This window comes from Micromonospora sp. NPDC000663, from assembly GCF_042898105.1.
Taxonomy (GTDB): Bacteria; Actinomycetota; Actinomycetes; order Mycobacteriales; family Micromonosporaceae; genus Micromonospora.
This window is the reverse complement of record NZ_JBIAYR010000001.1, coordinates 961,906-976,339: the sequence shown is the minus strand read 5'-3', so window position 1 is coordinate 976,339 and position 14,434 is coordinate 961,906. Positions and strand designations below refer to the sequence as shown.

The 14,434-nt window shown below is 71.7% G+C and carries 11 protein-coding genes; all 11 read right to left on the bottom strand.

The genetic code is table 11. The annotated features are described in order from the left end of the window. Positions 1–15: 15 nt before the first annotated feature. Positions 16–3,675 (bottom strand): SpoIIE family protein phosphatase, encoded by a 3,660-nt coding sequence (locus ACFY1S_RS04670; protein ID WP_387112863.1) that lies wholly within the window; start codon positions 3,673–3,675, stop codon positions 16–18. A 195-nt stretch (positions 3,676–3,870) separates the two neighbouring features. Next, positions 3,871–4,422, bottom strand: a complete 552-nt coding sequence (locus ACFY1S_RS04665) for a pyridoxamine 5'-phosphate oxidase family protein (RefSeq protein WP_387112861.1) — start codon at positions 4,420–4,422, stop codon at positions 3,871–3,873. Between the two features lie 41 nt (positions 4,423–4,463). Next, positions 4,464–5,180 (bottom strand): gamma-glutamyl-gamma-aminobutyrate hydrolase family protein, encoded by a 717-nt coding sequence (locus ACFY1S_RS04660; RefSeq protein WP_387112859.1) that lies wholly within the window; start codon positions 5,178–5,180, stop codon positions 4,464–4,466. Beyond that, on the bottom strand, positions 5,177–5,944 hold the full coding sequence (locus tag ACFY1S_RS04655; RefSeq protein WP_364366704.1) for a 3-oxoacyl-ACP reductase: 768 nt from the start codon (positions 5,942–5,944) through the stop codon (positions 5,177–5,179). Before ACFY1S_RS04655 ends, ACFY1S_RS04660 begins: the two co-directional genes overlap by 4 nt. 5 nt (positions 5,945–5,949) lie before the next feature. Continuing rightward, entirely contained in the window at positions 5,950–7,305 is a 1,356-nt protein-coding gene (locus tag ACFY1S_RS04650) for an aldehyde dehydrogenase family protein (RefSeq protein ID WP_387112857.1), read from the bottom strand. A gap of 108 nt (positions 7,306–7,413) precedes the next feature. After that, positions 7,414–8,778 carry a glutamine synthetase family protein gene (locus ACFY1S_RS04645; RefSeq protein WP_387112855.1) on the bottom strand — a complete coding sequence of 455 codons (1,365 nt, stop codon included), beginning with the start codon at positions 8,776–8,778 and terminating at the stop codon, positions 7,414–7,416. A 116-nt stretch (positions 8,779–8,894) separates the two neighbouring features. Then, entirely contained in the window at positions 8,895–10,481 is a 1,587-nt protein-coding gene (locus tag ACFY1S_RS04640) for an amino acid permease (protein ID WP_387112853.1), read from the bottom strand. Between the two features lie 290 nt (positions 10,482–10,771). Then, positions 10,772–10,957 (bottom strand): hypothetical protein, encoded by a 186-nt coding sequence (locus tag ACFY1S_RS04635; protein WP_387112851.1) that lies wholly within the window; start codon positions 10,955–10,957, stop codon positions 10,772–10,774. Positions 10,958–11,337: 380 nt separating this feature from the next. Next, entirely contained in the window at positions 11,338–11,583 is a 246-nt protein-coding gene (locus ACFY1S_RS04630; protein WP_387112849.1) for an MBL fold metallo-hydrolase, read from the bottom strand. A 56-nt stretch (positions 11,584–11,639) separates the two neighbouring features. Further along, positions 11,640–12,140, bottom strand: a complete 501-nt coding sequence (locus ACFY1S_RS04625; RefSeq protein WP_387112847.1) for a DUF456 domain-containing protein — start codon at positions 12,138–12,140, stop codon at positions 11,640–11,642. Positions 12,141–12,275: 135 nt separating this feature from the next. Then, a complete protein-coding gene (locus ACFY1S_RS04620) occupies positions 12,276–14,432 on the bottom strand; it encodes a putative bifunctional diguanylate cyclase/phosphodiesterase (RefSeq protein ID WP_387112845.1) in 2,157 nt (718 codons plus the stop codon). Between the last annotated feature and the right edge of the window lie 2 nt (positions 14,433–14,434).

Below are 14,434 nucleotides of genomic sequence, written 5' to 3'. Positions count from 1 at the left end.
GCACGCCGGGCGCGCTCAGCCCTGAAGGCGCCGGCGCAGCGTCACCTCGGTGCCCTCATCGGTACGCCGCACCGACAGGTCCCCCAGGGCCTTGATCAGGGACAGGCCGCGCCCCCGGAACCCCGAGTCGGTCGACTCCCGCCACCGCCCGCTGTCGCGCACCGTGGCGGTCACCGTGCGGTCCTCGATGGCCACCTCCACGCTGATCGTCGGCTCGGCGGGGTGCACCGGGTGCTCGATGGCGTTGGCGGCGGCCTCGGAAACGGCGACGGTCAGGTCGAACAGGTCGGTCTCGCCCACCGAGTGCGCGACGAGGAAGTCCTCCAGGCGCTTGCGCAGCACGCTCAGCCGGGTCGGGTCCGCCGGCAACCGCAACGCGAATCGGTTCAGCTCGGCGGCCTCCAGGCCGAGCACCGCCACGTCGTCCCGACGTGGCTGCCCGACGACCCGCTCGACCACGGCGTCGATCAGGTCCACCACGTGCTCGCCCGGGGTCGCGGCGTCGATGCGGAGCTGGGTGAGCCCGGCGTCGATGCCGAGTCTGCGGTCCTCGATGAGGCCGTCGGTGTAGAGGAGCAGCCGTTCGCCGGCGCGCAGCTCCCCGTCGACAGTCCGGTACGTCGTGTCGGGGATGGCGCCGACCGGCGGCCCCAGCGCGCGGTCGTGCAGGAACGCCACGTCGCCTCCTCGGATCAGCAGTGGGGAGGGGTGGCCGGCGCTGGCGTACCGCAGCTGGCCGGTGCGCGGGTTGAACTGCAGGCAGACCACTGTCGCGAAGGAACGACCCTCGGTGGAGCCGACCAGCCGGTTGAGCCGGGTCAGTGACGCACCCGGGTCGAAGCCCTCCAGCACGTACGCCCGCAGCGCGTTGCGCAGTTGCCCCATCGCGGCGGCGGCCCGGACGCCCTTGCCGACCACGTCGCCGATGACGAGCACCAGCTCGTCGCCGTCCAACGCGATGACGTCGTACCAGTCGCCGCCGACCTCGACGTCGGCGCTGCCGGGCAGGTAACGGCTGGCCACCACCGCGCCCGGCAGTTGCGGCAGCGACTGGGGCAGCAGGCTGTGCTGAAGGGTGGTGGCGATGCGGTGTTCGGCCTCGTAGAGCTGGGCATTCTCGAGCCGCACGCCGACGAGCCGGGCGAGCTGGGTCAGCGCGGCGTCGTCGGCCTGCGCGTCGTCGTCGGCGGCGCGCCAGACCCGCAGCTCGCCGAGCCGCTCACCGGTGGTGCCGGTCAGGTCGGCCGCGAAGGACGGCTCGGCGGCGGTGGTGCCACCGGCGTCCGCCTCGGAGCGCGCGTCGGACGCGCTCACCACCACCCGGGCCGCCTCGGCGAGGGTCAGCGCGTGCCGGGCCGCTACCTGGAGCACGTCCGAGGTCGACCGGGCGGTGTTCACCGCCACCGCCGCGTCGGCGAGCGCACGGAGTCGACGGATGATCTGCCCGCGCAGCTGACCCAGCTCCACGTTGGCCCGCACCCGGGCGATCAGCTCCTGCCCGGAGAACGGCTTGACGAGGTAGTCGTCGGCCCCGATGGAGAGACCGGCGACGGCCTCCGCCGAGCCGGCGCGGGCGGAGAGCAGCACGATCGGCACATGCCGGGTACGCGGGTCGGAGCGCAGGGCGGTCACCAGTCCGTACCCGTCCAGGCGGGGCATCATCACGTCGGTGAGCACGAGGTCGAACCCGCCCTCCTGGGCCAGCGGCAGGGCCACCAGCCCGTCGCTGGCGGTGACCACCTCCCAGGTGGGCGAGAGCAGCCGGGTGACGTGCTCACGAAGGTCGACGTTGTCGTCGACCACGAGGATCCGACCGGCCGGTTCGACAGCCGTCGGCCCGCTGTCGAACTCCGGCTCGGCCGCCGAGCCGGTCCACAGCGCGGTCTCGGCCACGTACAGCCGGGCCTGCTCGGGCTCGCCGGCGGGCAGCGGGCCGAACGCCGCCACCCGGTCGGCGGGCAGGTGCGCCGACCCGAACGGGATGGTCACCGTGAAGGTGCTGCCCTCGTCGACCCGACTGGTCAGCCCCACCTGGCCACCGTGCATCTCGACCAGTTCCCGCACAAGCGCCAGGCCGATCCCGGTGCCCTCGTGGGTGCGGGCGCGAACCCCGGGCACCCGGTGGAACCGTTCGAAGACGTGCGGCACCTCGGCCGGGAGGATTCCCACGCCGGTGTCGGTCACCTCCAGCCGGGCGGCGTCGCCGACGACCCGCACCCGGACGCGGATCTCGCCGTGGAAGGTGAACTTGACCGCGTTCGACACCAGGTTGAGGACGATCTTCTCCCACATGTCCCGGTCGACGAAGACGGGCGCGGGCAGCGGCGGGCAGTCCACAAGCAGTCGCAGCCCGGCCCGGTCGGTGGCCGAGCGGAAGGTGCTGGCCAGCCGGGCGGTGTAGCCGGACAGGTCGGTGGGCTGAAAGCGGGCGGCGAGCCGCCCCGACTCCAGTCGGGAGAAGTCCAGCACGGTGTTGACCAGCTTGAGCAGCCGCAACGCGTTGCGGTGCATCATCGTGAGGCGCTCGGTGTCCGCGGCGGGCAGCGCCGGGTTGGCAAGCATGTCCTCCAGCGGGCCGAGCACCAGGGTCAGTGGCGTGCGGAACTCGTGGCTGACGTTGGCGAAGAAGTTGGTCTTCGCCTGGTCGAGCGCGGCCAGCTCGGCAGCCCGGGCCCGCTCCTGCTCGTACGCCCGCTGCTTGCCGACCGCCCGGGAGATCTGCGCGGCCACCAGGTCGAGGAAGTCGCGGTAGTCGTCGCCCAGCGGCAGCCGGCGGGCCACCCCGACGACAAGCGCGCCGACCGCCTCGTTGGCGGCCGTGACGGGCAGCACGAGAGCCTGGCGGGCCGCGTCGGTAGGTGGCGGATCGAGCACGTCCGCCAGGTCGACGGTGGCCGGTTCGCCGTGGGTGGCGACCTGGGCGAGCAGGTCGGTAGGCATCGAGATGGTCGCCGGACCCGTGCCACTGGCCCCGGCCAGGGCGAGGCGACCGCTGTCGTCACCCAGGTAGATCAGCGCGAAGGGCACGTCGGCCCGGTGCCGCTCGAGCACCTCGGCGGCGGCCCGGCCGAGTTCGCCGGCACTGCCCACGTCGGCCAGGTCGGCGCCCAGCTCGGCGAGGGCCCGCAGCCGCCGTTCGCCGAGCACCCGCCCGGTGGTCTCGTTGACGATGCAGTAGACGCCGCTGACCGTGCCGTCGTCGCCGCGGATCGGGTCGTACGAGACGTCGAAGTAGGTCTCCTCGACGAAGCCGTACCGGTCCAGCAGGAAGGGGTGGTCCTCACCCCGGTAGGAGAGGCCGGTGCGCCGGACGCCGTCCAGCAGCGGACCGAGCACGTCCCAGGTCTCCGCCCAGTGCAGGCGGGCCGGCTGGACGAGCACGTCCGGGTGCTTGGCGCCGATGGTCGGACGGTAGGCGTCGTTGTAGAAGGCGCGCTTGTCGTCACCCCAGAACATGACGATCTGCGCGCTGGAGGCGAGCATCATGCCCACCGCGTTGCAGAGCGCCGCCGGCCACTGCCCGGGCGCACCCAGCGGGGTCGTGGACCAGTCGAAGTCGCGTAGCCGCCGGCCCAACTCGCCTCCGGCCGCGAACGCAGCCGCCAGCATCGGGGGGATCTCCCCACCGTCCGCGAAGGGATGCCCGGTGTCCGCGCCCCCCTGGGCCGAGCTCATACAGCCTCCCGCTCCGGCCGTGCCCCTCAGCCGTTGATCTCCACCCGCTGTGCTCCGACTTGTACCCCGGCGGACCAGCAACGTAACGCATGCCGCTCCGTAGACGCTGGTTACCTCCACCTCATCAGTCGGTCACCCGACAGTCGGGATGCGGTGGTGGCTGTGGAGCCGGTGGCGTCAGGACACCCGGGCAGGTCAGAAGACGGGCAGCCCATCGATGCTCGCCGCGTTCTTGGTGGCCCGGTAGGTCACCAGATCGTCGGTGCTGCGACGGGAGTGTGAGCTGAGCAACAGGTCGCGTTCGGCGCGGAAGTCCATCAGGGGAACGGCGTAGCCGCAGGAGTCGCTCACCCGCTCGACCTCGACGCTGATCACGGCCCGCACCCCGTGCACGTCCGGGGGCTCGGGGAACTCGGCGATCAGCTCGGTGAAGGTGTCGTCGGTCACCGCGACGCTGCTGCCCCGACCATGCAACCGGACGATCTTCGGTGGCCCGTCGAAGGCGCAGAACATCAGCGTGATCCGGCCGTTGTCCCGCAGGTGGGCGATGGTCTCGGCACCGCTGCCGTGATAGTCCAGGTACGCCACCCGGTGCGGGCCGAGGATCACGAAGGTGCCCCGCATGCCCTTGGGCGAGACGTTGACGTGCCCCTCGGTACCGGACGGCGCGGTGGCCACGAAGAAGACCGGCTGGGCGGCGATGAAGTCCCGCAGCCGACCGTCGATCTCGGGATAGACCTTGCCCATGCGCCGATCCTCCCACCGGCCGCCGCACCTGGCGGGGCGACCTACGTCACACCCGACCGGGACCGTTCGGCCGCCCGGACCAGGGCGGTGATCGGACGCGGATCCGGATCGTTCTCCGGATGCCACTGCACGCCCAGCACGAACGGCAGGCCCGGATCCTCCACCGCCTCGATCACGCCGTCCGCCGCCCACCCGGTGACCGTCAGCCGACCGGGGTCGGCGACCGCCTGATGGTGGTACGAGTTGACCCGCCGTACCCCCGCCAACACCGTCGCGGCGAGGCTGCCCTCCGCGAACCGCACCGGGTGGGCGCCGTAGACCCCGGGCGCCGGGCGGTGCTCCTCGTGCCCCACCACGTCCGGCAGGTGCTGGTGCAGGCTGCCGCCGTAGGCGACGGCGAGCAGCTGCATTCCCCGGCAGACACCGAGCACCGGCAACCCGACGGCGAGCGCGGCCGCAAGGAGGGCCAGCTCACCGGCGTCCCGGTCCGGCCGGTCCTCGGTACGCGGGTGCGGCGGCTGGCCGTACCGCCCCGGACCCACGTCGGCGCCCCCGGCCAGCAGCAGCCCGTCGAGGACGGCCAGCACGTCGGCGTCCTCGTCGTCCGGAGGCAGGACCACAGCCCGGCCACCGGCGGCGGTCACCGCCCGCACGTACGCCTCGGGCACCAGCACTGCCGGTACGCCACGCCACACCGCCCAGTCGGCGGGTTCGACGTACGCGCTGATTCCGATCAGCGGCCGGGTCCTCGTGGTCACAGCGGTGTGACGTACGCGCCGGTGATGCCGCCGTCGACCACGAACTGCGCGGCGGTCATGAACGAGGCGTCGTCGCTGGCCAGGAAGGCCACGGCGGCGGCGATCTCCTCCGGCTGCCCGAACCGGCCCATCGGCACGTGCACCAGCCGGCGGGCGGCGCGTTCCGGGTCGGCGGCGAACAGTTCCAGCAGCAGCGGGGTGGCCACCGGACCGGGGCAGAGCGCGTTGACCCGGATGCCCTCGCGGGCGAACTGCACGCCCAGCTCCCGGGTCATCGCCAGCACGCCGCCCTTGCTGGCGGTGTACGCGATCTGCGACGTCGCCGCCCCCATCAACGCCACGAACGAGGCCGTGTTGATGATCGAGCCCTTGCCCTGCCGGCGCATGTGCGGAATCGCGTACTTGCAGCACAGGTAGACGCTCGTGGTGTTGACCCGGAGTACCCGTTCCCAGGCATCGAGGCCGGTGTCCAGGATGGAGTCGTCGTCCGGCGGCGAGATGCCGGCGTTGTTGAACGCGATGTCGACACGCCCGTACCGCTCGACCACCCCGTCGAACAGGTCGCGTACCGCCGCCTCGTCGGCGACGTCGGTGCGGACGAACTCGCCGCCGCACTCCTGGGCGGCCTTCTCGCCGGCCTCCGCGTCGATGTCGACGCAGACCACCCGCGCCCCCTCGGCGGTGAACCGCCGCACGGTGGCCAACCCGATCCCGCTGCCCGCTCCGGTGACCACTGCCACCCGGTCCTGCAACCGACCCTGCACTGGCGTCACTCCTCCGTCGCGATGAACACGTTCTTGACGTCGGTGAAGGAGTGCAACGCGTCCGGGCCCAGCTCACGGCCGAGCCCGGAGCGCTTCATCCCACCGAACGGGGTCCAGTAGCGCACCGAGGAGTGCGAGTTGACGCTGAGGTTGCCGGCCTCGACGGCGCGGGCGAGCCGCAGGGCGCGGCCCACGTCCCGGGTCCAGATCGAGCCGGAGAGGCCGTACTCGGTGTCGTTGGCGAGCCGGACCGCGTCGGCTTCGTCGTCGAACGGGAGCACCGACACCACCGGACCGAAGATCTCCTCCCGCCAGTGCCTGTCGGCCGGCGAGTCGGCCAGCAGCACGGTGGGCGCGTGCCAGAAACCGGGACCGTCCGGGCACGAACCGGTGAAGGCGACCTCCGCGCCGGTCACGTAGCCGGCGACGCGGTCCCGTTGGGCGGCGGAGATCAGCGGGCCCATCTCGGCGGTGTCCCGGGACGGGTCCTCCACGCGCACCGCGCGTACCGCTGGTTCGAGCAGTTCCAGGAAGCTGTCGTACACCTGGCGTTGGACCAGGATCCGCGATCGTGCGCAGCAGTCCTGGCCCGCGTTGTCGAAGACCGCGCCGGGCGCGGTCGCGGCGGCGCGCTCCAGGTCAGCGTCGGCGAACACGATGTTGGCGCTCTTGCCGCCCAACTCCAGGGTGAGCCGCTTCACCTGCGCGGCGCAGCCGGCCATGATGCGGGTGCCGACCTCGGTGGAGCCCGTGAAGCAGATCTTGCGGACCGCCGGGTGGGTGACGAACCGCTCCCCCACGACAGCGCCCTCGCCGGGGATGACTGTGAACACGTCGTCGGGCAGGCCCGCGTCACGGGCAAGCTCGGCCAGGCGCAGCGCGGTGAGCGGGGTCAACTCGGCGGGTTTGAGCACCACCGTGTTGCCGGCCGCGAGGGCGGGGGCGAACCCCCAGGCGGCGATCGGCATCGGGAAGTTCCACGGCACGATCGCCCCGACCACGCCGAGTGGCTCGTGGAAGGTGACGTCCCACCCGCCGGGTGCCGGGATCTGCCGCCCGGTCAGCCGCTCGGGTGCCCCGGCGTAGTAGTCGAGCACGTCGCGGACGTTGCCTGCCTCCCAGCGGGCGTTGCCGATCGTGTGCCCGGAGTTGCGGACCTCCAGGGCGGCCAGTTCGTCCAGGTGCGCGTCGACGACGGCGGCGAAGCGCCGCAGCAGGCGGGCCCGGTCCCCCGGCCCCACCCGACGCCAGGTCTCGAAGGCCGTGGCCGCCCGCGCGACAGCCGCGTCCACCTCCGCCACCGAGGCAGCGGCGACCTCCCGAAACCCCTGTCCCGAAGTCGGGTCAACAACCCTGGTCACGCCCTAACCCCCGCCCCTCCGCGCGATCTTGCACTTTCTGCCCCGACAGAAGCCACGATTCACCACGTACCCACGACACTAAATGCAAGATCGCGGGGGAGGGAGGGGTCAGAGGCGTTCGAAGCCACGGGTCAGCTCCCAGTCCGTCACCGCCGCGTCGAAGGCCGCCAACTCGACTCTGGCCTGGTTGGCGTAGTGGGCCACCACCTCGTCGCCGAACGCCTCCCGGGCCACCGTCGAGCCCTCCCAGAGGGCCAGGGCGTCGCGCAGGGTGCTGGGGACCCGCTCGGCCTGCGGGTCGTCGTACGCGTTGCCGGTGCACTCCTCGCCCAACTCCAGCTCCTGGTCGATGCCGTGCAGCGCGCCGGCGACCAGACCGGCGATCGCCAGGTACGGGTTGACGTCCGCGCCGGGCACCCGGTTCTCCACACGCATGCCCTGCCCGTGCCCGACCACCCGCAGCGCACAGGTGCGGTTGTCCACACCCCAGCGCAGGGCCGTCGGGGCGAACGACCCCGGCTGGTAACGCTTGTAGGAGTTGATGTTGGGGGCGAAGAGCAGGCTGAACTCCCGCATGGTGGCGAGCAGCCCGGCGAGCACCCGCTGCCCGGTCTGCGACAGGTGCGCCGGCCCGTCGCCGAGCATCGCCGACGAGCCGGACCGGTCCCGCAGCGAGAAGTGGATGTGGCAGGAGTTGCCCTCCCGCTCGTTCGGCTTGGCCATGAAGGTGATCGCCATGCCCTCCTGGGCGGCGATCTCCTTGGCCCCGTTCTTGTAGATGACGTGGTGGTCGGCGCAGGCCACCGCCTCGTCGTACCGGAAGGCGATCTCGTGCTGGCCGAGGTTGCACTCGCCCTTGGCGCTCTCCGGGGTGAGCCCGGCGCCTGCCATCTCGGTGCGGATCCGGCGCAGCAGCGGCTCGACCCGTGCGGTCCCGAGCAGCGAGTAGTCCACGTTGTACTGGTTCGCCGGAGTGAGGTCGCGGTAGCCACGTCGCCACGCGTCCTCGTACGAGTCACGGAACAACACGAACTCCAACTCGGTGCCCGCGTACGCGGTGAGCCCGTGCTCGGCCAGCCGGTCCAGTTGCCGGCGCAGGATCTGCCGGGGTGAGGCGACCACGTCACCGGAGCCGTCCAGCCAGGTCAGGTCGGCCAGCAGCAGCGCCGAGCCGGGCTGCCAGGGCACCCGGCGCAGGGTGGCGAAGTCGGGCACCATCGCGAAGTCGCCGTAGCCGCGTTCCCAGCTCGACATCGCGTACCCGTCGACGGTGTTCATGTCGACGTCCACGGCGAGCAGGTAGTTGCAGCCCTCGCTGCCGTTGGCGACCACCTGGTCGAGGAAGTAGGGCGCGTGGAACCGTTTGCCCTGCAACCGGCCCTGCATGTCGACGAGGGCGAGCACCACGGTGTCGATCTCACCCTCGGCGACGGCGACCCGCAGTTGTTCAAGCGTGAGCGGTGCTTTCCTCATTCGCGGGCCTCCATCACCAAGGTCTACTGGCAAACCGGATCACCGTCAATGCCCCGGGCGCCGAGGGCGGCAAACCCGGCGGGGCGGCAGCGTCTGCCCACCCCGCCGGGTGCGGATCAGGCCGGGCCGTCGACAGGTGCCCGGTCGGCCGTCGCCGGGGGTTGTTCGACGGTACGGACGGGGCCGGTGAACCACTTCCGGGCCGAGGCGTACCACCAGACGGCGACCACAAGCAGCACCCCGCCCACGGCGAGCGGCGCGTAGTTCACCGCCGACCAGGTGAAGTCGTCGTTGCCGGGCACCCCGGCGGGCACGATCGGCAGCACGAAGTAGACGGCGATGATGGCGATCTCGATGACCGCGATCCAGCCGAGCAGCTTGTACTTCCGCCCGAGCGTCCACGGGCCGGCGGTGAACCTGTCGCCCATCCGCAACCGCAGCGCGATCGGGATGAGGAACGACAGGTAGAGCCCGAGCACCGCGACGGACACCACGGCGTAGAAGGCGATCGGGATGCCGGCCGAGCTCTCGTAGAGCGCCGGCAGGGTCAGCACCAGACCGGCCACGGTGGCGCCGATGATCGCGTTGACCGGGGTGCCGTTGCGGTCGACGGTCGACCAGAGCCGCCAGCCGGGCACCGCCCGGTCGCGGCTGAACGCGTACGCCATCCGGCTCATCGAGGTCACGCAGCTCATCCCGCAGAAGAACTGCCCGATCGTGGAGATGATGATGACGATCTTGAAGAAGACCGGGGTCAGGGCGGATTCGAAGATCGCGCCGGAGAAGCCGCCCGCGGCGTTGACCGCCTCGACGTCGGTGGCCGCGAAGAGGAACGCCAGCAGCAGGATCCAGCCGCCCACCGCAGAGTAGAAGATCGACTGCCAGAGCCCCCGTGCGGCGGCCTGCGAGGCGCCCCGGGTCTCCTCGGAGACGTGCGCGCAGGCGTCGAAGCCGGTGATCGTGTACTGGGTGAGCAGGAAGCCCAGCGGCAGCACGTAGAACCAGAACGTCAGCCCGCCGACGTCCCCGTCACCGAACCCGGAGTTGTTGAACCGCTCGGTGAACACGAACTGGAAGCTCTGGTGGTTGTCCGGGACGAAGACCAGGATGGCCACCACGAATGCCGCGCCGGCCACGTGCCACCAGACCGAGACGTTCTGGAGTACGTCGATGATCCGGTGCCCGAAGATGTTGATCAGGCCGTGCAGCACCAGGATGACCACGAACAGGACGAACGCCTGCCGCAGCGTCCCCGCCCAGCCGTCGAAGAGCGCCGACAGGGTGAGGTTGAGGAACGTCGCGCAGCCGTAGTCGACCGACGCGGTGACCGCGACCAGGCCGATCAGGTTCAGCCAGCCGGTGAACCAGCCGTGCACCGGGCGACCCATGGTGGCCGCCCACCAGTAGATCCCACCCGCGGTCGGGTACGCGGACACCAACTCGGCCATGCAGAAGCCGATGATCAGGATGAACAGTGAGATCAGCGGCCAGCCCCAGGAGATGGCGACCGGCCCGCCGTTGTTCCAGGCCTGGCCGAACGTGGTGAAGCAGCCGGCCAGGATCGAGATGATGGAGAACGAGATGGCGAAGTTGGAGAAGCCACTCCACTTGCGGCGCAGTTCCTGTTTGTAGCCGAGTTCGGCGAGCCGTCGGGCGTCGTCGTCCATCGGTTGCTCTGCGGTCGGAACGGGCGTCGTGGCCACTGCGCACCTCCCTGAGGTGGTTCCGTGAACGAGTGCGCAAAGTGTCGTCCCGATGATCAGGGGCGGTCAATACGTTCCGGGTGCCGTCCGCTAATCCCGTTGCCGCCGCACCCTGGACAACCGCATGCTGTAACCAGTGACCAGGCCCGATCGCGACGGGCTCCGTCGGACGCTCGGTAACGTCCGGCACCCGGTGGTGCGGGGCGCCGCCTCTCTCTCGCGTACGGCCTCCCGCCGTATCCGACCAAGGCGCCCCGCGCTGCCGCGCCAGTCACGGCGAACCCCTGACGTCAACCGGGCAGATCGACCACCACGCCCGGTCGGGCCACCGTGACCGGCCCCGCGTACGCCTGCCACGTCGCGGCGATCGCCACCTCCGGGTCCGTGCCGGGCCACAGGTGGGTCAACAGGACCGCTCCGGCGCGTGCCGCACTGGCGTAACGGCCCACCTCGGCGGCGCTCGACAGGAACCCCACGTGCCGGGCCGGTAGCCGGGGTCGATCAGCAGCCGGAAGCCCCGGCGCTCGACCAGGAAGCCAGCACAGCCCCTGGTCGGCCGAGGGCCAGGCGCCAAGACCGCCGAGCACCACGATGCGCACGCGATCAGAGGGTGGCGCTGTCGCCGACGGGGATTCGCCGGTATTCCGTCGCCCCTGTACTCCATCCAGCCGTCGAAGTTCTCGTAGCCGACGTCCGCCGACAGTGCCCGATCGTGGATGGGAAACGCCCGCTCCGGGGCGATCGCCCGGGTCATGTCGATGGCCTCGCGGTGCCTGCCCCAAGGCGCTGCGCCGACCGCCGCCACCTGGAAGCCGCCGGCACGAAACTCGTCACCCGCCGCGACCACGGTGACCGTCTACGCCAATCCGCCCTTCTCGGCCAGTTCCCGAACCGGCGCCGGGGCGAAGAGGCGTACCGGACGGGAGGCCGACACCTCCATGACCCGCTCAAGGTCGAGGTGGTCGTCGTGCTCGTGGGTCACCAGGATGTCGGTCACCCCGTCAAAGGCCTCCGGCTCGGTCCAGACGCCGGGATCGATGAGCAGTCGCCGCTCGGCGTCCTCAAGGCGGACACAGGCATGCGTGAACTTGACCAGTCGCACGTCCTCACCTAACGGCTCGCCGGAACGCGGCGACGTCGTCCGACCCGGGCGGCGGATCACGTCAGCAGGAGACCGCCGACCCAGAGGGCGCCGATGGTCAGCCCGGCCAGGAACTCCACCAACATGGACAGGCCGACCGCCTTGAGGGCCTGCACGGTGGACGGCCAGGCGAGTCGGTTGCTGCCCAGCCGCAACCGCTCCGCCGCCCAGATCCCCACGACGAAGCCCAGCAGCAGGCCGACCACGGGGATCACGAAGAACCCCACCAGCCCGAGCGCTCCCCCGGCCAGCAGCGACGACGTCGGCACGCCGGTGCGCTTGAGATTCCGGCCCGGCCAGAGGTACTTCACGATCATGCCGCCGACCGCGACGAGCGTGGCGGCGGCGAACACCGCCCAGCCACCGGGGCCCGCGCCGCCGAAGATCGCCCAGACCAGTACCCCGCCCCAGCACAGGGGTAGCGCGGGCAGGCCGGGCACGACCACGCCGGCCAGTCCGGCCAGGATGGCCAGTGCGGCGACCACGGTCACCACGGTCTGCGAGTCGTTCAGGCTCATGCCGTCGCCTTTCGTCGGCACCACCCGGACCGGACCGGTCCGTCGCTCACGCCGTAGCCGTCCATCGCCGGCCGGTCCGCGCGCCTCACGCCGCCACCCTCCGTCGCCACCCTCGCGGCCGTACCGATCCCGCGCTCACCCGGCCGTCCCGTCGCGCAGCCGGGCAGTGATCACCTCGGCCGGGGCGGGGGCGCCGAAGTACCGCCCCTGCCCGGTGTCGCAGCGCAGCGCGCGCAACCGTTCGGCCTGCACTCCGGTCTCCACCGCCTCGGCGGTGACCCACAGCTCCAGAGCGTGCGCCAGCCGGACCAACGCGTCGACGATCCGTTCGTCGCGATGGTCCGCCGCGACGTCCGTACCGTCGGCGCGGATGCCCTCGACGAACGGGCCGGCCAGCTTCAGGCAGTGGATCGGCAGGCGGCGCAGGTACGCCAGGTTGGAGTAGCCGGTGCCGAAGTCGTCCACGGCCAGCCGGACGCCCAACGCGGCGAGCCGGTGCAGGCTGCGCAGCGGCTCACCGGCGCTGCCCATCACGGCGCTCTCGGTCAGCTCCAGTTGCAGCAGCTCCGCCGGCAGTCCGCTGGTGTCCAGCGCGTCGGCGACGGTGTCCACGATCGCGGGGTCGTCGGCCTGCCGGGCGGCGAGGTTGACGCTGACCACCAGCCGCGCGCCGGGGAACTCCCGCCACCACCCCTCGGCGTCCCGGCACGCTGTGCGCAGCACCCATTCGCCGAGCCCGACGATGAGACCGGTCTCCTCGGCGAGGCCGATGAACCGGTCCGGCCCGATGAGGCCCAACTCGGGGTGCTGCCAGCGGACCAACGCCTCCACGGCGAGCATCCGGCCCTCCAGCAGCGACACGATCGGCTGGTAGTGCAGCACGAACTCGCCCCGCTCCAGGGCTGCCGGCAGCCCGGCGACGAGCGCCGCGCGGGCCAGGTCCCGGGCGCTGCGCTCCGGGTCGTAGACCGCGTACCGGCCCCGGCCCGCCGCCTTCGCCCAGTAGAGCGTCGTGTCGGCGGCCTTCATCAGCTCCGAGGCGGTGGTCTCCTCGGCCGGGCACTCCACGACGCCGACACTCGCCGACACCGCCAACTGCTTGTCGCCGACGTGCACCGGGGCCGCGACCGCGGCCAAGGCAGTCTGCGCCACCGCCACCGCGTCCTGGCCGCCGTCGACCAGGATCACGAACTCGTCGCCGCCCATCCGGGCCACCAGGTGACCGTGCTCGGCCACGCACTCGGCCAGCCGACGGCCGATCACCACCAGCAGCCGGTCACCGAGGTCGTGGCCGAGACTGTCGTTTATCGCCTTGAAGCCGTCCAGGTCGAGGAAGCACACCCCGACGCGGCGTTGCGGCGCGGCGGAGTCGAAGACCCGGCCCAGCGTCTCGAAGAACAGCGTCCGGTTGGGCAGCCCGGTCAAAGGGTCGTGCAGGGCCTGGAAACGCAGCCGCTGCTGGAGTTCGTACCGCTCGGTGATGTCCTCGATCATCGCGACGGTGAACCGGGGCCGGCCGTCGTCGTACCTGATCAGCGACACGGCCAGGTCCGTCCAGACGATGCTGCCGTCCTTGCGGTAGTAGCGCTTCTCCAGCCGGGCCGAGTCCTGCTTGCCCTCGACCATCTCCTGGTACAGGTCCCACATGCCGGCGGCGTCGTCGGCGTGGAACAACTCCGCCACGTTGGCCCGGCACAACTCCTCGATCGAGTAGCCGAGCATGTCGGCGAACGCCTGGTTGACGTCGATGATCTGACCGTCCACCCCGGCGATGCCGATCCCGATCGCCGCACCTGTGAACACCGCCCGAAACCGCGCCTCGCTGTCGCGCAGCGCCTGCTCGACCTCGTCGCGCGCCTGCCAGGCCGACCGGGCGATCCGTTCCTGCTGGGCGAAGGTGCGGTCGCGCAGCGCGCGGGCGTACCCGGCCGCCAGCCCGCCCTGCACGGCAGCGATCCGCTCGCCCAGGTCCGCCGGCCAGCCCTCGGCGGCCAGCACCCGGTGGGGGAAGTCCGCGCCGAGGGCGCGCAACGCCCACTCCAGTGCCCGAGGCTCGGTGAGGTGCGCCTCCACCAGGGCCCGGCCGACCTCCTCCGCCGGCCGGGCCGTGAACGGCTCCGCGCGCAACGCCTGCGCCAACCGGACGGTGTGCACCAGCAGCAGCCGCTCCGTCTCGGCCGCGCTGAGCGGCACGAAACCGAGCCGGCGTACCGCACGGGCCCAGTCGGCGGCGTAGCCCTGGGCACCGCCCCGGCCGACGTCGGCCCCGATGGGCTCCGGGACGGCGGCCACGG